20 protein-coding genes are annotated in these 21,439 nt (G+C 59.2%); 10 read left to right on the forward strand and 10 right to left on the reverse strand.

What is annotated here, in order from left to right; translation table 11 throughout:
* Positions 1 to 39: 39 nt before the first annotated feature.
* Together selB and tatA are read left to right on the forward strand one after the other, a co-directional pair.
* Positions 40 to 1,938, forward strand: a complete 1,899-nt coding sequence (selB, locus tag LAP85_02175; protein MBZ5495182.1) for a selenocysteine-specific translation elongation factor — start codon at positions 40 to 42, stop codon at positions 1,936 to 1,938.
* Between the two features lie 247 nt (positions 1,939 to 2,185).
* Positions 2,186 to 2,359: a twin-arginine translocase TatA/TatE family subunit gene (tatA, locus tag LAP85_02180; protein MBZ5495183.1), complete on the forward strand. Its 174-nt coding sequence runs from the start codon at positions 2,186 to 2,188 to the stop codon at positions 2,357 to 2,359.
* A 26-nt stretch (positions 2,360 to 2,385) separates the two neighbouring features.
* Here the strand turns inward: tatA and LAP85_02185 are convergent, their stop codons facing one another.
* Positions 2,386 to 3,903 (reverse strand): hypothetical protein, encoded by a 1,518-nt coding sequence (locus LAP85_02185; protein ID MBZ5495184.1) that lies wholly within the window; start codon positions 3,901 to 3,903, stop codon positions 2,386 to 2,388.
* A gap of 237 nt (positions 3,904 to 4,140) precedes the next feature.
* On the opposite strand from LAP85_02185, the gene LAP85_02190 reads away from it, so the two are divergent.
* Complete coding sequence (locus LAP85_02190) at positions 4,141 to 4,911, forward strand: enoyl-CoA hydratase/isomerase family protein (GenBank protein ID MBZ5495185.1); 771 nt, start codon at positions 4,141 to 4,143, stop codon at positions 4,909 to 4,911.
* 41 nt (positions 4,912 to 4,952) lie between these two features.
* Here the strand turns inward: LAP85_02190 and LAP85_02195 are convergent, their stop codons facing one another.
* Complete coding sequence (locus tag LAP85_02195) at positions 4,953 to 5,279, reverse strand: divalent-cation tolerance protein CutA (protein MBZ5495186.1); 327 nt, start codon at positions 5,277 to 5,279, stop codon at positions 4,953 to 4,955.
* Positions 5,280 to 5,380: 101 nt separating this feature from the next.
* On the opposite strand from LAP85_02195, the gene LAP85_02200 reads away from it, so the two are divergent.
* Positions 5,381 to 5,740, forward strand: coding sequence for a septum formation initiator family protein (locus LAP85_02200; GenBank protein MBZ5495187.1), 360 nt, complete (start codon positions 5,381 to 5,383; stop codon positions 5,738 to 5,740).
* Positions 5,741 to 5,806: 66 nt separating this feature from the next.
* Here the strand turns inward: LAP85_02200 and LAP85_02205 are convergent, their stop codons facing one another.
* Positions 5,807 to 7,081 carry a dihydroorotase gene (locus LAP85_02205; GenBank protein ID MBZ5495188.1) on the reverse strand — a complete coding sequence of 425 codons (1,275 nt, stop codon included), beginning with the start codon at positions 7,079 to 7,081 and terminating at the stop codon, positions 5,807 to 5,809.
* A gap of 375 nt (positions 7,082 to 7,456) precedes the next feature.
* Here LAP85_02205 and LAP85_02210 point away from each other — a divergent pair, with 375 nt between their 5' ends.
* From LAP85_02210 to LAP85_02225, 4 genes are all read left to right on the forward strand, one after another.
* Positions 7,457 to 8,296, forward strand: a complete 840-nt coding sequence (locus tag LAP85_02210) for a dihydroorotate dehydrogenase electron transfer subunit (protein ID MBZ5495189.1) — start codon at positions 7,457 to 7,459, stop codon at positions 8,294 to 8,296.
* A 59-nt stretch (positions 8,297 to 8,355) separates the two neighbouring features.
* Positions 8,356 to 9,315: a dihydroorotate dehydrogenase gene (locus tag LAP85_02215; GenBank protein MBZ5495190.1), complete on the forward strand. Its 960-nt coding sequence runs from the start codon at positions 8,356 to 8,358 to the stop codon at positions 9,313 to 9,315.
* Positions 9,312 to 10,037, forward strand: a complete 726-nt coding sequence (gene pyrF / locus LAP85_02220; protein MBZ5495191.1) for an orotidine-5'-phosphate decarboxylase — start codon at positions 9,312 to 9,314, stop codon at positions 10,035 to 10,037. The genes LAP85_02215 and pyrF overlap by 4 nt, the downstream gene beginning before the upstream one ends.
* Before the next feature lie 221 nt (positions 10,038 to 10,258).
* On the forward strand, positions 10,259 to 10,759 hold the full coding sequence (locus LAP85_02225; protein MBZ5495192.1) for a hypothetical protein: 501 nt from the start codon (positions 10,259 to 10,261) through the stop codon (positions 10,757 to 10,759).
* 99 nt (positions 10,760 to 10,858) lie between these two features.
* Here LAP85_02225 and LAP85_02230 read toward each other — a convergent pair whose 3' ends face one another.
* The 4 genes from LAP85_02230 to LAP85_02245 form a co-directional block, all read right to left on the reverse strand.
* Positions 10,859 to 11,428 carry a transglycosylase SLT domain-containing protein gene (locus LAP85_02230; protein ID MBZ5495193.1) on the reverse strand — a complete coding sequence of 190 codons (570 nt, stop codon included), beginning with the start codon at positions 11,426 to 11,428 and terminating at the stop codon, positions 10,859 to 10,861.
* Positions 11,425 to 13,242: a SpoIIE family protein phosphatase gene (locus LAP85_02235; GenBank protein MBZ5495194.1), complete on the reverse strand. Its 1,818-nt coding sequence runs from the start codon at positions 13,240 to 13,242 to the stop codon at positions 11,425 to 11,427. Before LAP85_02235 ends, LAP85_02230 begins: the two co-directional genes overlap by 4 nt.
* 285 nt (positions 13,243 to 13,527) lie before the next feature.
* Positions 13,528 to 13,806 (reverse strand): hypothetical protein, encoded by a 279-nt coding sequence (locus LAP85_02240; GenBank protein MBZ5495195.1) that lies wholly within the window; start codon positions 13,804 to 13,806, stop codon positions 13,528 to 13,530.
* A gap of 522 nt (positions 13,807 to 14,328) precedes the next feature.
* Entirely contained in the window at positions 14,329 to 14,631 is a 303-nt protein-coding gene (locus LAP85_02245; protein ID MBZ5495196.1) for a hypothetical protein, read from the reverse strand.
* Positions 14,632 to 15,191: 560 nt separating this feature from the next.
* On the opposite strand from LAP85_02245, the gene LAP85_02250 reads away from it, so the two are divergent.
* Positions 15,192 to 16,718: a fumarate hydratase gene (locus tag LAP85_02250; protein MBZ5495197.1), complete on the forward strand. Its 1,527-nt coding sequence runs from the start codon at positions 15,192 to 15,194 to the stop codon at positions 16,716 to 16,718.
* A gap of 166 nt (positions 16,719 to 16,884) precedes the next feature.
* Positions 16,885 to 17,583 carry a protein-L-isoaspartate(D-aspartate) O-methyltransferase gene (locus LAP85_02255; protein MBZ5495198.1) on the forward strand — a complete coding sequence of 233 codons (699 nt, stop codon included), beginning with the start codon at positions 16,885 to 16,887 and terminating at the stop codon, positions 17,581 to 17,583.
* A 65-nt stretch (positions 17,584 to 17,648) separates the two neighbouring features.
* Here LAP85_02255 and fahA read toward each other — a convergent pair whose 3' ends face one another.
* The 3 genes from fahA to LAP85_02270 form a co-directional block, all read right to left on the reverse strand.
* Entirely contained in the window at positions 17,649 to 19,001 is a 1,353-nt protein-coding gene (fahA, locus tag LAP85_02260) for a fumarylacetoacetase (protein MBZ5495199.1), read from the reverse strand.
* Between the two features lie 82 nt (positions 19,002 to 19,083).
* A complete protein-coding gene (locus tag LAP85_02265) occupies positions 19,084 to 19,971 on the reverse strand; it encodes a hypothetical protein (protein MBZ5495200.1) in 888 nt (295 codons plus the stop codon).
* Positions 19,972 to 19,988: 17 nt separating this feature from the next.
* Entirely contained in the window at positions 19,989 to 21,425 is a 1,437-nt protein-coding gene (locus LAP85_02270; protein MBZ5495201.1) for a nicotinate phosphoribosyltransferase, read from the reverse strand.
* Between the last annotated feature and the right edge of the window lie 14 nt (positions 21,426 to 21,439).

Below are 21,439 nucleotides of genomic sequence, written 5' to 3' on the forward strand. Positions count from 1 at the left end.
TCCTGAGGCCCCGGCGTTTCGCACATCCCGGTGATGCATATGCGCCACATGATCGTCGGAACTGCCGGGCACATCGACCACGGCAAGAGTGCATTGGTGAAAGCTCTCACCGGCGTGGACCCCGACAGGCTGAAAGAGGAACAGCTCCGCGGCATTACTATCGACCTGGGCTTCGGCCACCTCGAGCTCGAAGGCCTCCAGGTTGGATTTGTCGATGTTCCCGGGCATGAGAGATTCGTCAAAAACATGCTGGCGGGCGTCGGTGGGATTGACTGCGTCCTGCTGGTGGTAGCCGCGGACGAGTCGATCATGCCTCAGACCAGGGAACATTTTGACATTTGCCGTTTGCTCGGGATCCACACGGGAATTGTTGTCATCACGAAGATCGACCTCGTCGAACCGGAACTTGTCGAACTGGTACATGAGGAAATCTCCGAGACGGTGCGGGGCTCATTCCTCGAGCGCGCGGATGTCATCCCGGTCAGCTCAAAGACCGGTGAAGGATTGGACCTGCTGAAGAAGGCATTGCACACCATCGCGTTCTCAACGCCGGAGCGATCCTACGATCGCCTGTTGCGACTGCCGGTCGATCGGGCCTTCGTCATGCGCGGCTTTGGCACGGTGGTCACTGGAACCATGGCGTCCGGGCGTCTTCGCAGAGACGCGGAAGTCGAGTTGGTCCCTGGTGGGCTCATCGCGAAGGTTCGCGGCATCCAGGTTCATGGCCAGGCGACGGACCTGGCAGTGGCGGGCCAGCGCACGGCAGTGAATCTGCAGGGGATCGACCTGTCGCAGGTCAAGCGCGGCATGTCACTGACAGTGCCCCATCACTTTCACGCCACGCAGCTTCTCGACGTCAGGCTCGATTTGCTGCCCACGTCCCGTCCGCTGAAGAATTTCGCCAAGGTCCGCTTTCATCACGCCACCTCCGAAGTCCTTGCCCGCGTGGCACTGATTGGGCAAGCCACCCTGGAACCTGCGAGGTCGGCTTTGGCACAGCTACGGCTCGACACAACAGCATTTTGCCTGCACGGGGACGCTTTTATCATCCGCCAGTTTTCTCCCGCCACAACGATCGGCGGCGGCCGTGTATTGCACCCTCATGCCGTCAAGCACAAGGTAACGGACCGGAAGGCGCTCTTTCTCCTGAAGGACCTCGAAGGTACCGACATGGTTCAGAAGCTACCCGGGCTGGTTGCAATGCACCCCCGGCAGGTGATGAATTTCCGGGAAGTAAATGCAGCCCTCGGTTTTCAAGAAGATGAGTTGAGGAGCCTGTGTGCGGCGGCGGCTGCCGCGGGGAAAGTGGTGGTTGTGCCGGGCCCCCTTCCGATACTGGTTCTTCCTGCTGCAATTGAAGTCCTGGAAAAAACCACCGTGGCTCTGGTCGCGCGCTTTCACGATGAAAATCCGCTGCTGCGGGGGATCTCTCGGGAAGAGCTGCGCAAAAGGGCTTACGATGGTTTGCCACAGGAGCTGTTCAGGTTTTGCCTTGAGAAGCTGTCGGAGGAGCACCAGGTGTCCATCCAGGAGGACATGGTCGCCCTGCACGGCCGGGAAGTACAGCTCACTCCGTCCGGTCTTAAGATCAAGGAGATGATTGAGCGTGTCCTGCAGCAGGCGGGCTGGCAGCCTCCCTCGTTGCAAGAAATTACCGGCCTGGTACCCGCCGATCCGTCCGAGGTCCGCAAGATTTGCTTCTGGATGCTGAAGGAAAAAATCCTGGTACGCATTTCCGAGGATCTTGCCTACCGCCAGGCGACCATCCAGGAAATGAAGGACAGGATTCGTGGCCGTTATCCCGCCGGCGCCAGGTTCGGTGTCGCGGAGTTTAAGGAATTGTTCGACCTCACGCGCAAACACGCCATTCCTTTGCTTGAATACCTGGATCGCGAGCACTTCACGAGGCGGCAAGGAAGCGAGCGCATCCTTCTCTAGCAGAGATCGCAAATCATTTGCGATTCTTGCCCACCAGGGACGAACAAGCCGGAGAAATACAGAGCATGCGCATCGCACCCGCCGTGGCGCAGGGGACGAATGCGCTTGCTCAGGCCCCATTCGTGTTCTTCGCATCATTCGTGGCGGCTGTTTGCCCGCACTGTCTGAATTGCAGATCGAGAATAGAGTTGACTGGCTTCCCATCCCTGTTAAAGTATCTTTGGCATCACAGAATTTGGAGGTGCGTATGTTTGGCTCTTTGGGAATGCCGGAATTGCTGGTAATTCTCGTTATCGTGATTCTGATCTTCGGTGTGAACAAGATACCGCAGCTTGGCAAAGGACTCGGTGAGGGAATCAAGAACTTCAAGTCTGCGATGAAAAGCGGCCAAGACGAGGCTGATAAGAACGGAAAGCAGTAGCCACAGAAACCCTTGTTTTGCCGATCTCAGGCAATCTCCCCGCACCTGCAGCTGAAGCGCCGCAGGATCTTCACGCCGCAACGCCAGTCCTCATTGATAGCGATCTTGGATACCTCGACGTTTGCGTCCAGGCAGCGCAGCACCCGCTCGAGTGAATCGTGGAAGGTGAATATTGGCGAGACAAGATAGATCTTGGGGCGCGCGCGGCTCAAGCGCAGTCCCGCAAAGTAGCCTCGCTTCTCAAAATCACCTGCCAGATTGTGTACGATCACCCGCCCCCAGTAGTCTAGAGACTGAAGCGGCATGTCGGGATCCTCGCTCACCTTGAGTTCCATGACCACGAGGTTTCCTTGTTGATCCGCTCCGAGGATGTCGACTCGACCCGGTATCTTGCCCAGGTATACGGGAATCTGTGGGTAGACGGAGTTGGGCATCAACTCTGGAAAGAGATGGGAGACATTGTTGAGCAACAGGCATTCCAGCCAGCGTTCCGCCTGCATCCGGTAATACGGGTGATCCGTCGCCGGGCTGTCCGCCCGGCGATAATAAAGGATCTCGTCGACGAGGCCCCGGAGATCTTCGAAGTTTTCCTCGGTCAGCTCCGTCTGCTGCGAGCCGACCCCGTAACAGATGCGGTCCCGCTCGGGGCCCAGTACCCGCGCGAATTCCAGCCCTAGGAGGCGCAACGAGTCATAATCCTGGAATCTCGGGTAGCGCTGGATCGCCTCCGGAGCAAGATCAATGACACGAGCAAGCACAGGACTCCATCGGAAAGGACCGAGGACGGGCCAGCGGAAATCGCGGTCCTCGACCAGCGCCGCCGGTGGAGTGGGTTGCCGCGCCTCCCATTGAAGTGACCCTCCTTGTTGATATTCCCAAACCTCAATTCGTGCCCGCTCCGGGTTAATGAACCGGGACCGGTGACATAAAACTGAGGCGTGCCCGTCGGGGACCAGCAAATGGACCGCAGGCGTCCCACTCAGCTTGGCTCTTGCGTGCAAATATGCCAGCCAAAGCAAGGCCTGGGTCAGGATGGCATGCGCCCGCTCCGGGTCACAACCTTCGGCGCAGGCAAGAAGAAGATGATCCACTTCTCCGTGCCGCAGCCTCAGTCGCAGGTAGCTGCCGGAAAGAGTGTGCGCCCGATCCGGCCTCTGGCCCTCCGTTACAATCCTGCACCCCGGCAGTCTCAACCGGATCCAATTGCGTGCGGCCTTGAGCAGATCGCAGTCGTCCGGCTTCGTCAGGGCTGAGCGGTCCCCCCAGATGACACGAATCTCTGCTGACGGCCTGCGGTGATTCCAGATTTTTATTTTCGCGCCCCAGGGGGCCAAATGAACTGACGAGACCCAGAACATCAGGCTCCGCTCCGGCCGTCGCATTTGAAGCCGGATCCTGCCGCCATTCCTTTGCCAACTGGGCGCAAGCTCCCTCCAGGAACCCAGATCGGCAGCGCCCAGCGTCACATCCGCCTCCGCGCGGGAGGCATCTATCCATTCCAGCAATGCCAGGCTTTTGCGCAGATGGGCCGCGGTTTCCGACATCAGACCTCCGGCAACCTGCAGGAGGCAGGAGCCAGGAATCAAAACGGGGGCATCCGAGAGGGCCTGAAAAGTCCTTTAGATGCTCTGCCTGAAGGCAATTTTTTCTCCTGACCCCCAATTTCCGGCTCCTGATTCCCTGAAGCCAATTGCCCGTCTCTTGTCAGGCTTCGCACTCTCATCGGGGTAGTTTATCGGGAGCGCTGGATATTTCAGGAAATGTGTTAGAGTATTTGGCTCATGAGCGGATCCGAACTTGCATCCCTGAATACTGTCGGCGATCTGACCCGACTGACCCTGCGCCGCGCGCCGCTGAATTTCCTGAGCCTGGAACTGCTGCAGCGAATCCAGGAGCTGCTGGAATCGGTAGGCGACTCGCCTCCCGGTCGTGTTCTGATCATCGATTCCGATTGCGCCGCTTTCAGCGCCGGGCTCGATATGGGGGACCAGACCAGGGAAGCAGTGTTTCTATTGCTTGACCAGTATCATGGCATCGTGCGCACTCTTAGTACCTATCCAAGACCAACGATCGCCATCGTAAGGGGTGTGGCTCTGGGCGCCGGAAACGAGTTGGCGGCCTGTTGCGACTTTGTGCTCGCCTCTCTCCAGGCAACTTTCGGCCAACCGGAGATCAAGGTAGGAATCATGCCCTCGCTCGCCCCATTGCTCCTGCCGCACCGCATCGGGATGCAGCGTACTCTGCAGATGATACTCACCGGGAATCCGGTGGATGCCCAGGAAGCCGAACGCATTGGGCTGATCCATCGGGCGGTGCCCGAGGATGCCCTCGATACCGCGCTCGAAGAGCTGCTGAGCAGCTTCCGAAGCTCGTCGATTGCGGTGATGGAGATGGCGTTGCGAGCAGCGCGAGGCGTGCGCGTGCGTGAGTTGGAAAGCAACTTGCGCGACGCGGAGTCGCTCTACCTCAACGAGCTGATGGATCTGGATGACCCGATCGAGGGGATCAAAGCTTTCCTCGAGAAACGCTCCCCGCAGTGGAAGCATCGGTAGAAGTAACGATCGAGGAATGAAAATCCCAAATCGCGCGAGCGTCAATCGTCTGTCATTCCTACCTGTGCCCCCAGCCAGTGCAGGTATTCGTGATCACCTGAGGTAAGCGTCAGCGCGATCACTTCGGGAACCCGATAAGAATGGAGCTGGCGGATGCGGGAGCGCACGTCTTCGTATCGCCCGGCCACGGACTTGATGATCAGCAGCAGCTCGCCTTCGTTGCGGATCTTCCCCTCCCATCGATAGATCGAACGGATTCCCGGAACAATGCTCACGCATGCGGCTTCGCCGGCCTCAACCAGCGCCGTGGCGATGCGGTGTGCAAGTTCGGGATTGTCCACGGTGGTCAGCACGAGAATGGCATTCATAAACTTAATTTCCAGAACAAAACCGTTGCAAGCGGCAGCTCTTGCTCAGTATCATGCTCACGTCAGCTGGAAGTCAACCAACGCCTTCGACCTGATAACCCATGGGCCGTTCCAGGAAGAGAGTTTCGCACGCCAAGGAAGCCTTTTACATCATCTGCATTCTGGTCGTCCTGCTCGTCGGGCTGTTCAGTTACCTCGGTCCGGGTGGCTATCTCGAGATGAAGAGGACGCAGGCCGAGCTGGAAACCCACCGCGCACGCGTCGAGCTGCTCCGGAAGTCCAACGAGGAACGCATGCGCACGATCGAGTCGCTGCGCATTGACGACGAGGCGATCGAGCGCTATGCCCGCAAGAAGGGCTACGGCAAGAAAGACGAAATCATCCAGGAAGTCCCCCAGCAGGAACCGCCTCCGACCTCCGACTCAAGGCCAAAAACGGGAGCGGGGGCTCAGAAAAAATGAGCCCTGGTGGGGGATGTGCCTCTCGGCCTCCTCATCTCCGATTCGCGGCTGACAGTCCGAAATCCGTTAGCGTCTCCAGACGACTTTCCCGTTGACGATCGTCATGACCGGGCCGCCGCGCAGCCTCCAGCCCTCGAAAGGGGTGTTGCGGCTGCGTGATGAAAATTCCGCGCTGCGCACCTCGCGCGGCAAGTCGGGATCGATAACGGTGATGTCGGCTTGCACGCCTTTGGCCAGCGTCCCCCGCTCGAGCTTCAGGATGCGCGCGGGATGGAGCGAGAACGCCTTCACCATCTGGCCAAGGCTCATCAACCCGGGACGAACCAGTCGATCCATGATCAGGCTTACCGCAGTTTCGAGTCCAACCACGCCGAACGGGGCGCGGTCGAACTCGAGCGCCTTGTCCTTGACAGGGTGCGGTGCGTGGTCGGTTGCGATCGCGTCGATGGCACCCGAGGACAGGCCCTCGACCAGCGCTGTGACGTCGAGCGGCGTGCGCAAAGGTGGATTCATCTTGGCGTTGGTACCGCAGGAGGTAATGAGCTCTTCGGTGAGCAGGAGATGGTGGGGAGTGACTTCGCAGGTGATTGAAATGCCTTCCTCTTTGGCGCACTTTACGATCTCGAGTGCGTGCCTGGTGGAGATGTGGGCAATGTGCAGCCTCGCTCCCGTCACGCGAGCCAGGATGGCGTCCCGCGCCACCTGGACCTCCTCGGCTGCCGGGTTGATCCCCCGCAGGCCCAGCAGCGTCGAATAATGACCTTCATTCATACAACCGCCGGCGGCAAGGTCCTTATCTTCGCAGTGATCGATGACGGGGATATCGAACAGGCGTGCCGACTCCATGGCTTGCCGCATAACCTGGCTGTTCTGGACCGGGTGGCCATCATCGCTGATGGCGACGATGCCCGCCTGGACCATCCGGTCGATCTCGGCCAGGACTTCACCCCGGCTCCCTCTGGTGATCGCGCCGACAGGATAGACCGCGACCTTGGAGACTTCCCGCGCCCGCTCGAGAATGCGGGTGGTCACGGCCTCTGAGTCGTTCACCGGCTCGGTGTTGGGCATGCAGGCAACGGCGGTGAAGCCTCCCCGCGCCGCGGCTTGGGTGCCGGATTCGATCGTCTCGGCGTCTTCCCTTCCTGGTTCGCGCAAGTGTACGTGCATGTCGATGAAACCCGGTGCCACAATTAGGCCGCGGGCATCGATTTCCCTGCGCCCCTTCTTTGAAATGCGCGTGGTGATCTCAACTATGCGGCCGTCTTCAACGCCGAGATCCGCGACCTTGTCCAGGTTCTGCGATGGGTCGACGACCCTGCCATGGCGAAGGATTAGGTGCATAGGCTAACCGGCGGGCCTGCCGGGTTTCAGCCCGGCATCTCCAAAGAGAAGACAGAGGACCGCCATCAGATTGTTGATCTCGAATTCAATGGCACACCCCTATAGCGGCGAGATAGTAGCACAGCGGGAAAGCGGCAGCAAAACAACTCGCTGGCCCGGATTATTCATGAATATACGATCAAAAGAAATTTTTGGACGCGGAAAAACGCTGACAAACGCTGACCGTTCGGTCTTGGTCGGCGTGCGGGAGCTTTTGCCGCGCCGCAGGCGCCAGCGCTTCGCGAATAATTCGGGCTAGGAACAATACTCTTGTTTTCTCTGCGGTCTCTGCAATCTCTGCGGTAATATTCTGGGCACCGCTGAGGTTGAATCAGGATGCTGGATAGAAGAGTCAGAGTAAAAGAAGTGAGGAACCTGGGAGCGGCGAACTATCTGCTGACGCTGAGTTCCCCCGAACAAGCCCGCCTGGTGCACCCGGGGCAATTTCTGATGGTGAAATGCAGCGAGGAGGTAGATGATAATCCCCTCCTCCGCCGTCCCTTCAGCATCTTTGCCATTCACCCGCACGCCCGCACCGGAAATCCCGCAGGTCTGGAAATCCTCGTCAAGGATGTCGGGGCCGGCACGCATAGGCTGGTCCAGGTGCGGCCGGGGCAGGAACTGCATACTCTGGGACCGCAGGGACGCCCGTTCCAGCTCTCGAAGGAAATGAGCAAGGAGGTCCGCTTCGCCTGCCTGGTTGCCGGTGGTGTGGGAATTGCCGCGCTGTACCTTCTCGCGCGTGAGCTGATTGCGCTCGAAGTCTCTCCGGTCCTCTTTTATGGCGCCCGCACGGCAGAGGAGCTGGTCTTGAGTGAGTACTTCGAGCGCCTGGGGATCGAAATCCAGTACGCTACCGAGGATGGCTCGCTGGGCGAGCGGGGACTGGTAACCGCGCCGCTTACCCGGTTTCTCAAGGAGCATTCCAAGAAGGGCCCGAGGCTGTACGCCTGCGGCCCATGGGCCATGATGCGGGCGGTGCACGCGCTGGCACAGCGCCATTTGGTGCCCTGCGAGGTCAGCCTGGAAGCGCGCATGGGCTGCTCTCTGGGCGCATGCATGGGCTGTGTGGTTCGAGCCAGCAGCGACCGCGGTGAAGCTCATTATATCCGCGTGTGCATGGAAGGCCCGGTGATCGACAGCCGCATGATCGATTGGGAGTCCCCGCCACTCTGACGATTTCGGATTTTGGACTGCGGACTTCGGATTTGGCCACCTGACGACACAGAGGATGCATGAAGAAAGAAAACGCCTCGCCCATCAAGCAGAAATCAGGCAAGCAATCGAGGATGGAGGTAACCATCGGCGGGGTCCGGTTCAAGAATCCCGTGATGACCGCCAGCGGGACCTTCGCTTACGGCATCGAGTTTGCCCACCTCATGGACCTCAACTCAATCGGAGGGATCGTAGTCAAGGGCATTTCGATGAAGCCAATCGAAGGCAACCCGCCGCCTCGCATCTACGAAACCGCATCAGGCATGCTCAACGCCATCGGCTGGCAGAATATCGGCGCGGCCGAATTCGTCGAAAAAAAACTCCCTGCCCTTCGGAAGTTCCACACCAACGTCGTCGTGAACGTCGTGGGATTCAGCCTGGAGGACTATCTCGAGGTCACCCGGTTCCTCAACGACGTCCCCGGCATTGCGGCGCTTGAACTCAACATTTCCTGCCCGAACGTGAAGCACGGGGGCTTTCACTTCAACAAGGACCCGCGCGACACTTACAAGGTAACAGCGAAGGCGAAGAAGGCTTCACCCAGAATCCCGCTATGGGTTAAACTCTCGCCCAACGTCACTGACATCCAGGTTTTTGCCCGGGCCTGTGAAGACGCCGGGGCGGATGCCATTTCCGCCATCAACACGCTCGTGGGGATGGCAGTGGACGTTGAAGAACGGCGGCCGCGATTGCGCTTTGTCACCGGCGGGCTTTCCGGCCCTGCGATCAAGCCCATAGCCTTACGCATGGTCTGGCAGGCGGCCCGCGAGGTGAAAATCCCCGTGATCGGCATCGGAGGTATCGCCAGTGCCGAAGATGCGCTCGAGTTCCTCATCGCCGGCGCACGGGCCATTCAGGTGGGGACGGCGAACTTCTACAATCCCGCTGCATCCCAGCAGATCGCGTCAGGGATCGAGGCATACTGCCGGTCGCATAACATCAAGGATATCAACGAGATCATTGGGAGCATGCAGGTATGAAGGAAGCCCGGTCGCACCTGATCGTGGCCCTCGACGTCCCGGATCGCGCCACGGCGCTTGCCGTCGTCGACCGCTTATCGGGTCACGTAGGATATTTCAAGCTGGGGTTGGAGATTTTTGTTAGCGAGGGCCCGGCTTTTGTCAAAGAGATCGTTGAGCGCGGGAACAGGGTTTTTCTGGACCTGAAGCTTCATGACATTCCAAACACGGTCGCCGCCGCTGTGCGCTCCGCCTGTCGCCTTGGAGTTCAGATGCTCACCCTGCATGCGGTCGGGGGTAAAAAGATGCTCGAGGCTGCGCGCGAAGCCGCCCAGAGTTCATCCGAACCTCCGCTCCTGTTGGCTGTTACCGCTCTCACCAGCCTCGCGCCCGAGGACGCGCGCAGCATCGGGATTCACGAGGCGCTCCCGACTTGGGTGGAACGGCTCGCAGACCTGGCCGCACAGGCAGGTATTCCCGGGCTGGTAGCTTCGCCGCTTGAACTTCCAATTCTCCGTCGCAGATTCGGTGGTACAATAAAACTCGTAATTCCCGGCATCAGGCCCGGGGGCGCGCAGTCGCAGGATCAGGCACGCACGGCTACTCCTGCCGACGCCATACGGGCTGGAGCCGATTATCTCGTTGTGGGGAGGCCGATACTGCAGGCTCCGGATCCGGCCCAGGCGGCGGATCGGATCGCAGAGGAAATCTTCCGGGCACTGCCTGCAAGTGAGAAACCATGAAATATCGCTTGGCCGCCTGCGTATTTTAAGGTGCGTTATTAATCCGGCGGTTGGGGTAAATTTGTATCCGTGAGAGCCGTGCGGCACGGCTATGCCGGAATGTTAAGTCCCATCGGACCTGACAGTGTCCGGCGCATGCGTGCCGGCAGGAGTCCAATCGGACCCGAAAAACGTGCTCGATCAGGCTCTTAGGTCCATCAATGATCACAAAAGGAGAAACCATGAAGAAAGCGTTATTGCTACTTGCTATTGGGCTTTGCCTGGTTGCGGTCGTGTTGGCCGCGCCTGATTTCAGCGGCACCTGGGTGCCGAATGCTGAGAAGACTGCAGCGGCTAATCCGGCTCCTGCGGGCGGCGGCGGCGGGGGTGGCGGCGGCGGCCGCGGGGGCGGCGGCGGGGGCGGCGCCGAATTGACCATCAAAATGACTGCTACTGAAATGACCACCAGCCGAATGATGGGACAGAACCCTGTGGAAACAAAGTACGTCCTGGACGGCAAAGAGAACACCGTCAACACCGGCCGCGGCGACATGAAGTACACGGCGACATGGAACGGCGATGTTCTAGTCATTTCCGGCTCGCAGACTGGACGCGATGGTACCCCGTCTCCGATCAAGTACGAATACTCCGTGTCGGCTGATGGAAAGACCTTGACCGTAGCCACGACAAGTTCGATGGGCGGCACTGAGAGGGTACGAAAGCAGATTTACGACAAGAAGTAAGCAAGCCTGCGGACGGTTTGGTGGGCCGACCTGCTTGCCAAAGAACTATTGGCCGCAACGGGTTGTGATTTCGAACGATCCGTTGCGGCCAGTTTCTGCTTAGAACCAGTAATTGCGGCTCCGCGAACGCTGCAGGATGCGGCGTACATAGTTGCGGGTTATGGGAAAATCTACCAGCGAAAGGTAGTAATTTTCCGGGGAAGCGCCAGCAGGCACCGGTTTGGAGACCGCAAGCCGCAACCAGTTGTCCGCCCGTGCCTCTCCGGCGTTATAGCGAAGCAGCGCAAACAGGACGGGGTCGGGTGAGAGTTTGTACAGATCCAGCGACTGCCTCAGATACCAACAGCCGATCTCGACATTCAGCCTCGGCTCCAGGAGCCTCATCTCGTCATTTATCGGAGGGAATCCGTTGTGCGCGGTAAAGTCTGTTGCCGCCCTCATGGTCACCTGCATCAGACCCAATTCACCTGAAGCGCCTTGAATTTCGGGGCGGAACCAGCTCTCTTCATAAACGATCGCCTTGACCAGATAGAAATCAACGTCGTTCTGTGCAGCTGCCTGGCCGATGATTTCGTCGAACCGGGTGGTTCGATAGTTCAGCCAGGATCCCGCTGCGGCCGCGAGCAGGACCACCAGCCCGATTCCGATCCAGACCCGGCGACGCGTCAAAGATCCTCTCCGACCTTGAGAATGAATGCTGTCATATCGTCATGCTGCTCCATGCCACGAGTGAACTTGTTGAGTTCGCCGGACAGCGTTCTGAGGATTTCTCTCGCCGTCTGGTGCGATTTTCTGCGCAGAGCGGCTGCCAAACGGTCGCGGCCGAACTCTTCCCCCGATTCATTGAGGGCTTCCGTCACGCCGTCGGTATAAAAAAGGATCAGATCGCCGGGGCGCAACTGGGTTCGTCCCGCGGCGTAACGCGACCGGTCAAACATCCCTAGCGGCGTGCCTCCTGCGGACAACTCCTGGCTGGATCCGTCGGCACGCAGGAGGAGGGGCGGGAAATGGCCCGCGTTGGACCATCGACACAGCCCGGCTTTCACTTCCAGAACGGCGTAAAACAAGGTGACGTAGGTCCGTTTCTTGACATCGCGAAACAGGCGCCTGTTGACATGGTACAGCGTCCGGGAGGGAGAAGAGTTCAGCCGGGCGGCGAAGCGTAAGGCGCTGCGTGTGGCTGCCATGGTTATGGCCGCCGCGACACCCTTGCCCGAGACATCGCCGATTGTCAATACGATGTGATCACCGTCCATCCAGAGGAAGTCGTAGTAGTCACCTCCCAGGCTCTCCGCGGGCTTGTAGACCGTCGCGATCTCATATCCTTTCAGCTGCGGCGCTGTGCTGGGAATCATACTGCGTTGCAGGTCCCGGGCGAGGGCGAAATCCGTCTCGAGCTTCTGTTCCTTGGCCAGGACCTGCTGAAACAGCTGAGCATTGTCGATGCTGACCGCCATCTGCCGGGCCAGCATCTCCAGAATCTCCAGCCGTTCCGGCTTGAAGTATTTCGGGTTGCAGCTCTCGACCACCAGGCCCCCCAGGAGCCGGTGCCGCGAGATCAGGGGGATGGCTACCTCCGATTGCGTCCAGCAGCCTGCGGAGGCCCTGACGCTGATCGCGCGCCCGTCGTTCGGCAAATCGGTCGACACCAGGGTCTGGCGCTCGCGCACCGCGTGCCCGAGCAGTCCCACACCGATCGGGAGGCTCTGAAATCGTGACACCGTTTCTTCGGCGTAACCGATGGCGACTTTCAACTCCAGGCATTGACGCTCGGCATCGTATAGAAAGATGCCGAGGATTTCATACTCGATCACGCGCCGCATGAGCGTGGCAATCCGGTTCAGGAGTTCATCCAATTCGAGTATGGATGTCATCTCCTTGGCGATCTCACTGATCACCCGCTTGGCCAGGGCATCGCGTGATTTTTCTTCATAGAGGCTGGCATTTTCGATGGCCACGGCTATTTGTGCCGCCAGCGGTGTCAGCGCCCCCAGATGGTGCTGCCGGAAGAAACCCCTGAGCGCGCTTCCCAGAACCAGCACACCGATGGTCCGATCCTTGATAATGAGGGGCAACACCAGCTCAGCCTTCGGCCTCCTGCCGCTCACGGTCTGGACAGGTATATAATCGCGATCCTGCTCGACATTGTTTACCACGACCGGCCGGCCCGTGCGCACCGCCCTGCCGACCAGACCCTTGTGGATGCTCAGACGCTGGAAAGTCCGGTAGGACTCTTCACTGAACCCGACGGAGGTCTTCCAAATGAAATGCTCGGAGTCTTCATCGATGAGCAGAATCGCGAAAAAATCATAGTCGATGAACCGGAGGGTCATCTGCGCCACCTTCTGCAGCAGCTTGTCGAGATCAAGGATGGACGTCAGCTCGACGCTGATTTCGTTCAGCAGCTGCGAGGCCGAGTCGAGAATTGCGAGTTTATTCCGGCTGGCGGATTCAGGACGGGGGGAATAACTCTTTCCTGACATAGAAGCGCAGCACTCTCAAGGGACGTCGTAGACTGGAAACAAAATGCTATGTCATTTATTCCGGGGAGTCAAAACTTTTGGCCCCAAGACCAAAGCACATACGCGATGATTCTGGGAATAGTATTGGCTTACTCAGCGGCCCCGTTGGTTGCAGGCACTGTTTGTGGAATCCGCACGACTCCCAAATAAGCCTTTTTCATGCGCGTCGGCAGGAACCGCCCTGAAAACAAACGAAGGCCCCGCGCTCCGGGACCTCCGTCCTTGGAATTGTGGTTCCGGCGGTAGCTATTTCTGACGACCCTTGTCTTTGCGCCACTTGTCCCAGTAAGCCTTCATCCGCGCCGATCGCCGTTCCCGTTCCTCCCTGGAAAAGCGCGATCGCCTCCGCGCCTTGATCGCCTTCTTGACGACGGGAGCGGCTGCCCCTGCGGACAACACTGCCTTCGCCGCTCTGCCGCGTCTCAACTCGCCGGTCAGGGCTGCGATCTCTTCATCAATCTGCTTCTTCTTATTCTCAAGAGACTCGAGTGCCAGTTCCAGTATTCTCAGTCGTTCACTCGGCATGAAGTATATCCTTTCGCAGAAGGTTGTCCACCCACACAGGTGTATTCTAAGTACTACACCCCTCGATATATGTCAACAAGGATCGTTTGTACGGGCATCCAATTCCCGCCAAAGAATGTTGCATCGTCGGCGCCTAAAAAACAAAAAAGGTGCTAATCATCCGTAAACAGGAGTCGATATGAGGAACAGCACCAGGAAAATTCAATCGCAGGCAATGGGAGGTTACTGACCTTTCGACCTGCTTATGTGCGGGACGTTGCGTATCAGGCGGAGAAGCGCTCGGTTGGTTATACACGGGTGAGGGGACCGCATGCCGCGCCGCGGCCCGCACACCATTCCTCCTCTTACCTTCACTACACCCTCGATCGCCGGGCATAATGAAAAAGCAGACAAACGGGCATTCCCGCTTTCCACTCCGCACTGGGGCATAACTGAATTGTTTGTGGAAGATCGGAGTGTTCTCTGTTTCAATCCCTGCATTGGCAATATAGACCGTTGCAGGGAACAGACATGTGCGTGACGCTACGGCTCACGGCTGATTCTGTAACTGAAGAAGTATTTCCGGAGGCGCAGCCACAGATAGGTGGTGCTGGCGCCGACCAAAAACATCACGATGATATTGTTATTCAAACTCGTTTGGATGGAGACGTGCCGGCTGTATGCGGCGATGGCGCCCATGATAAAACTCAGCGCTGCCAGGAATGCCTCTGTTAGCCTGCTGGGGGCTGTGGATCGCCGGAAATGTTCCCAGCCGAGGGATACCAGATAGGAAGATGACGCCGCGGCAATTGCCGGCAGAAGCCAGGTATCTAACGAGAAAATCATCGGCGCTCTTCCTTCCCCGGATTCCTACTGCCTTTCTCCCCCGGCACCTTCCGTGCCTTAGAATATAAGGATATCATGTCACATCCGCTGCCGGAACCCGCGAGGCTGCATCCCGTAACAAAACAACCCTCTTAGACCCTCTTTGATCTCATGAGATCCATACAAAGTGGGAAATCTTCATTTTTTGAAAAGATTTTTCAGCACTTCACTCTCCCTGCGCTCTGCAAGGCAAGACTGCAAACCCGGGTTCTTCCTCTGCGATTTGCCGGGTCGCCTCACGGATCCATGATTTGTACGAAACCGGTTCCTAGGTTTTGTGGGTTTCGTGGTTGCTGACCTGGTTGCAGCCGCCAGGCTGCGCGGAAGCGACGCCAGTGAGGTTTCTTGCCTGAAGTTGTGCCGTCCCGTGTGAGCGGCGGCAAAGATCCGGGTATCGGATTCTCTGGATTTCACGAACTGGTTGTCGACGCATCCGGTGATATAATGGAAGCCCTGAGCTGTGTCGCAATCCTTTGAGGGGAATTTCTTTCAGGCATTATGTGCCATGAGGTTCAACACGTATGGAACAATTTGAAAAGAGCATGCTTGAGTTGATAACCCAGACTTCCACGAACTTGCCGCCCGACGTCCGCAGCAGGATGGCTGCCGCTTTGGCCATGGAGACACCAGGAAGCCAGGCGGCATCCGCGCTCGACGTCATGGTCGTCAATGTGGACATGGCACTGGCCGATTCCGGGCCGATCTGCCAGGACACCGGCCTGCCCACATTCGAGATACGCACGCCGATCGGGACGAACCAGTTGAAGATGAAAGACAAGATTTTCTCGGCGCTGGCGGAGGCCACCCGACAGGGCAAACTGAGGCCCAATTCGGTCGATTCGATCACAGGAAAGAACAGCGGCAACAATCTGGGGCCGGGGTCACCGACTCTGCACTGGAGCCAGTGGGAGAACAATGATGAGATTGAGGTCAAGCTGCTGCTGAAGGGGGGCGGCTGCGAAAACAAAAACATCCAATACTCGGTTCCATGTGATCTGCCCCATCTGGGCCGGGCCGACCGGACGCTGGACGGCGTGCGCAAATGCATCCTGCACGCGGTTTGGCAGGCACAGGGGCACGGCTGCTCTCCTGGTGCCCTCGGCGTGGCCATCGGAGGGGATCGCACCTCCGGATATCAGCACGCCAAAGCACAGCTCTTCCGCACGCTCGATGACGTGAATCCGGACCCCAAATTGGCCGCTCTCGAGAATTACACCGTGTCCGTTGCCAACACGCTTGGTATTGGGGCCATGGGATTCGGGGGGGCGGTTTCTCTGATCGGCTGCAAGATCGGCGCCCTGAACCGTCTGCCCGCCTGCTACTTTGTTTCTGTTGCCTATGATTGCTGGGCTTTCCGGCGCCTGGGCGTGATCCTGGACGAGCAGACCGGAGCCATCAAGCGTTGGCTCTACCGCGATGCCGGCGTTCCCGAAAAGCAGATGGCCACCGGCGGAGGCTTTCAGCGGACGGGCAAGGAGATTGTGCTGCAATCGCCCCTTTCAGAGACGGCAGTTCGCAGCCTGAAGGTAGGCGACATTGTGCTGCTGCGCGGCGACATGTACACGGGACGCGACGCCGTCCACGCTCATCTCATGAAAAACCCGGCCCCTGTTGACCTTTCGGGCGCACTCCTCTATCACTGCGGGCCCGTGGTGCTGAAGCAGAACGGCGGCTGGAAGATGACCGCCGCCGGGCCAACGACCTCCATCCGCGAGGAACCGTACGAGGCGGAGGTCATCAAGCGCTACGGCGTCCGGGCCGTCATCGGCAAGGGCGGCATGGGCGCCAAAACTCTTGCCGCCCTGAAGGACTTCGGTGCGGTTTATCTCAACGCGATCGGGGGTGCAGCGCAATATTACGGCCGCTGCATCAAGAGCGTGAAAAATGTCCACCTGTTGGAGTACGGGGTGCCGGAGGCAATGTGGCATCTGGATGTCGTGGATTTTCCCGCGATCGTTACCATGGATGCGCACGGCAACTCCCTCCACGCGGATGTAGAAAAGGCCTCCGCTGCCGTCCTGGCGAAGCTGGCCGATCCGGTTTTCTGAGGAGGCCAAACGGCAATGAACCCAGCCGGCCGGGAAGGCAGGTGTTCGGAACGAACACGAACGTCTCCCCGGCCGGACCGCAACTCAGCAAGGGAACATGCAAGGCGCAAGACTCATCTTGCTTGTGATGACCCTGGCCGCGAGCATGCAAGGATGCTCCTCCCACATGCTTCCAAGCCGTAGCGAAGAACCGCAGAAGGCAGCGCCTTCCGACCGCGAGCAGCTGCTCCTCCAGTTGCGGGAGCGGATGGTCCGCGAACAACTTCAGGACCGGGACGTGAAGGATGCTCGGGTCCTGGCTGCCATGCGCAAGGTGCCGCGCCACAGGTTCGTGCCGGACGATCTGGTCGATGCCGCTTACGACGATAATCCCCTCCCCCTCGTGCTCGGCCAGACGATTTCCCAGCCCTACATCGTAGGCTACATGACTCAGGCTCTCGAACTCCGGGGCGGTGAGCGCGTCCTCGAGATCGGGACAGGTTCCGGTTATCAGGCGGCGGTGCTGGCGGAGCTTGTCTCCGAAGTGTATACCATCGAGATCCTGCCTGAGCTTACTGCACAAGCCCAATCGACACTGAACGCCCTGGGATATAAAAACATCCGGATCCGTTGCGGGGATGGCTACATGGGCTGGCCCGACGCCGCCCCGTTCGACCGCATCATCGTAACTGCTGCGCCGGACCACATCCCTCAGCCGCTCATCGACCAACTCAAGCCGGGAGGCAAGATGATCATTCCGGTAGGCAGTCTGGATCAAGATCTGGTGCTGCTCGAGAAGAACGATCAGGGCATCAGCCGCCGCTCCACCATTCCGGTGCGCTTTGTGCCGATGACCGGCCAGGCCCAGCGCAAGCGCAAAGACTGAAACCGGCCGTTGATCGCGGCGAAACACTTCACCGCAGAGATAGCAATGGTTCAAGCTCTGCGATCTCAGCGCCCTCTGCGTTGAGGTTTTTTGCGGTCCAAGAATTCCGCAGGTTCGATTCTGCCGCTGCAGGCGCCGAATCCGATGCGCGCCAGTCCAGGCCGTTCGCAATAACCGCGCAGGATCACCTCGTCGCCGTCCTGCAGAAAAGCCCGGGCTTCACCACCGGGCAGAGGGATCGGCTTCTGACCACGCCAGGTCCTCTCGAGGAGGCAGCCGCGTTCGTCTTCCTGCTCTCCTGAAACGGTGCCACTCGCAACCAGATCGCCGGGGCGAAGATTGCAGCCGTTGCTGGTGTGGTGCGCGATCAATTGCGCCGGAGTCCAGTACAAATCTCTGAGATTCCCGCAGCTGATGCGCACCGGTGAAATTCCCTTCTCCTCCATGCGGCTCGACCGCAGCCAAGCTTCGAGTGTGAGGTCGATGCCGCCACGCTGCGCGGTCCGAGGCGAGGACAGGTGCGGAAGCGGAAGCGGATCGCCAGGAGGGCGCTGGCAGGCGGAGATGCGATAGGGCTCCAGGGCTTCCAGGGTCACGACCCACGGCGATACGGTGGTCGCAAAGTTCTTGGACAAAAACGGCCCAAGCGGCTGATACTCCCATCTCTGGATGTCCCGTGCCGACCAGTCGTTCACGAGGCACAACCCAAAAATGTGCGCCTCAGCCTGCTCGATCCCAATCGGCCTGCCCATGGGATTCCCAGGACCTATGAAAAAACCGACCTCCAGCTCATAGTCCAGGAGTTGGGTCGGCATTACGCTGGGTGGCCCGGCTGCCTCCTCTGCAACTTGCCCAATCGGCCTGCGCACGGGTGTACCGCTGACGATGATGCTGGAGGAACGGCCATGGTAGGCGATGGGAACATACTTGTAGTTGGGAAGCAGCGGATTATCCGGCCGGAACATGCTGCCGACATTCCGTGCATGGTACGCCGACGCGTAGAAGTCGGTGTAGTCGCCGATTTCGCAGGGCAGGAGCATATCGACCTGCCTCATCGGCAGAAGCATCTCCTCCCGGCGCGGGTGGTCTTGAAGCTCGTGCGCTTCCGCCCGCAGCAACCGGCTCAGATGCAGCCGGAGGGCCCTCCAATAACTCGGGCCAAGCGCCATAAGACCATTGAGTGCAGGCCGGGCGCACGTTTCGGCGGCATCTGCGGCGGCGCCCTCCAACAGGCCCTCCCGGAGACACGCGGATAGGTCGAGAACTCGGTCACCGATCGCGACTCCGACGCGTGCAGCTTCTTCCCTGTCCCGTCGTTTGAAGACACCAAAGGGGAGGTTTTGAATGGGAAAGTCGGTCGCCGGGTCCTGTGCCGACGTGACCCAGCAGCCCAGCTCAATCCCGTGTGTTTCATTCATATGGAAAGATCCAGGGGGGGCGTATTTGCAAGAGTCAAAAAATCTGCCTCAATTCTGACTTCTGCAGAAACGCCCCCGAATCTTATGGAATCAGATTCATTTTCCGGAGGTCGGCGACCGGCTCAGAGAACGAGCAGGAACCGAATGCCAGGGCGAACCTGCGCCGCGCCTCCACGATATCCTCGATGCCGAGGAGATGCCCACGCCAGTTGACGCCGTCCTCGGAGAAGCGAAATGCCGTGGGAGACCTCTCCTCGAGGAGCGCAACCGCCTCCCCGCCGCTCATCCCGGCCCTGACCCACGCGGCTGCCAGAAACAAATTCAAAAATCCGTGCATCAGTCCCTTCTGACTGTCCGCATCATAGGTAAGCGGGTAAACTCCGCGCATAGGATGGTGCAAACCAGCCGTGGCCTTGAAGCCCACCCCGGCGGCGTTGCACTCCTGAACGAACTGAGCCACTTGGCTGGCGGACGGAAACATTTCCGCGCTCACGCCGCCGCACCGCACTTTGGCATATGCGCCCGACTTGCCCATGGCGGCGACAAGAGACCTTAGCTCTCCGGCGAGCGGGATTTCGCAGTAAAGATGGAGAGCGCGCGGCGTTACTGCCCTTGCCGTAACAATCTCCGCCGGGCTTCCGGCCGTTATCTCGATGCTGTCAAAGAGCGCTCCTGAATGATTCCGATTGAAATCATCGAGCTGTCTGACGTCGTTTTCGGGATCCGTGGCAAGCAGGCTCAGGCGCCAGACCGCTGACGAGCCGGGCGGCGGCAGCAGAGGCGCCGACTCCCGCTCGAACTCCTCCAGCCTGAGAACAGGAACGACGAAACGGCCGAGGACCCAGGAAAAAGGAATGCCCTGGTAGTGCGCATAGTTGTGCACTGCGGCAGCCATGGGAAGAAACGCAGGCGGGAAAAGGCCGGCATAGTCGATGAGCCCGGCCAGGAGCGTGCGTGCGGATGCATGCATCTCGCCGGTCTCACCCGCTACACCATTTCCTCGTCGAACATCTGCTCCTTCTGGTGCCATAACGTATAGGTGAGGCCAACCTTGTATTCATGGGGCATGTGCAGGCGCCGATAGCTGTCATGCAGGTGCGCCAGCTGATCGATGCGCCGGGCGCGAATTTCTCTCAGGGCGGGAAAGTCGTATACCAATTCTCCGCCATCCACGACTGGACAAAGCAGTTCCACCCGGGTGCAGGAGTCCAGTTTTTTGCGCCGCAGTGGATTGCTCGGATCGATGATGAGGATTTCACCGTCGCCGAGATCTTCCGATCTGTGCGCCAGTGCGTCAGCTTCCATAAGCCCGTCGGCGCCATGGAAGCGAATCACTTTCTTGAAGCCCGGGTTGGTCATCTTTTCCGGGTTGCTGCTGAGTTTGATCTTGGGATGGCCGTTGTGTTCCACCATTTTGTAAACCCCGCCCAGGGCGCAGCCGTCCTCTCCACTGGCAGTCACGAGCTTGGTCCCGACGCCCCAGATATCTATGCAGCCGCCTTGCGCCAGAATCTCAGTGATCACAAATTCGTCCAGCTCGTTCGATGCTACAATTTTGACATAACTGAGCCCGGCCTTATCCAGCATCTCACGGGCCCGCTTGCTCAGGAAGGCAAGATCACCGCTGTCCAAGCGGATGCCCATCAGTCGATGTCCCTTCTCTTCCAGTTCTTTGGCGACCCGAATCGCGTTGGGAACGCCGCTCTCCAGGACATCATAGGTGTCCACAAGCAGCACGCAGTCATCCGGGAACGAATGCGCATATGCACGGAACGCTTCCAGTTCTCCAGGAAACGACTGAACCCAGCTGTGGGCGTGCGTCCCGGTGGCGTGGATTCCAAGCAGGGCTGCTCCTTTGACGTTGGAAGTCGCGTCGGCACCGCCGATGAAAGCAGCCCGGCACGCGCTCAGCGCGCCGTTCGGCCCGTGTGCCCGGCGCAGCCCGAACTCGACCACCGTGCCGTGATGGGAGGCCTCCCACATGCGTGAGGCCTTGGTAGCCACGAGGGTCTGGAAATTGATGTGGCAGAGGAGGATCGTCTCCACCAGCTGACATTCGATCAAGTTGCCCCGGACCTGCAGCAGGGGCTCGTTGGGAAAAACCACGCTGCCTTCGGGAATAGCCCAGAGATTGCCCCGGAAACGGTAGCCCGAGAGGTACTTGAGGAAACCTTCGGAGAAAAGCGGAGTACGGGTCGATGACCGGAGCGAGCGAAGATAACCGAGATCTGCTTCGCTGAATCGCACGGCCAGGACGGCCCGGACCGCATCCTCCAGGCCGGCGGCGACGGCATAGCCGCCGCGAAAAGGATTATGTCGAAAGTAAAGGTCAAAGGTGGCGGTGTCGTCGGCTTTGCCATGATCAAAATAGCCCGCGCCCATGGTGAGTTCGTATAGATCTGTAAGCAGGGCGTCCGTGACCAAGTAAACACCTCCTC

It is taken from the genome of Terriglobia bacterium, from assembly GCA_020072565.1.
In the GTDB taxonomy this organism is placed as follows: domain Bacteria; phylum Acidobacteriota; class UBA6911; order UBA6911; family UBA6911; genus JAFNAG01.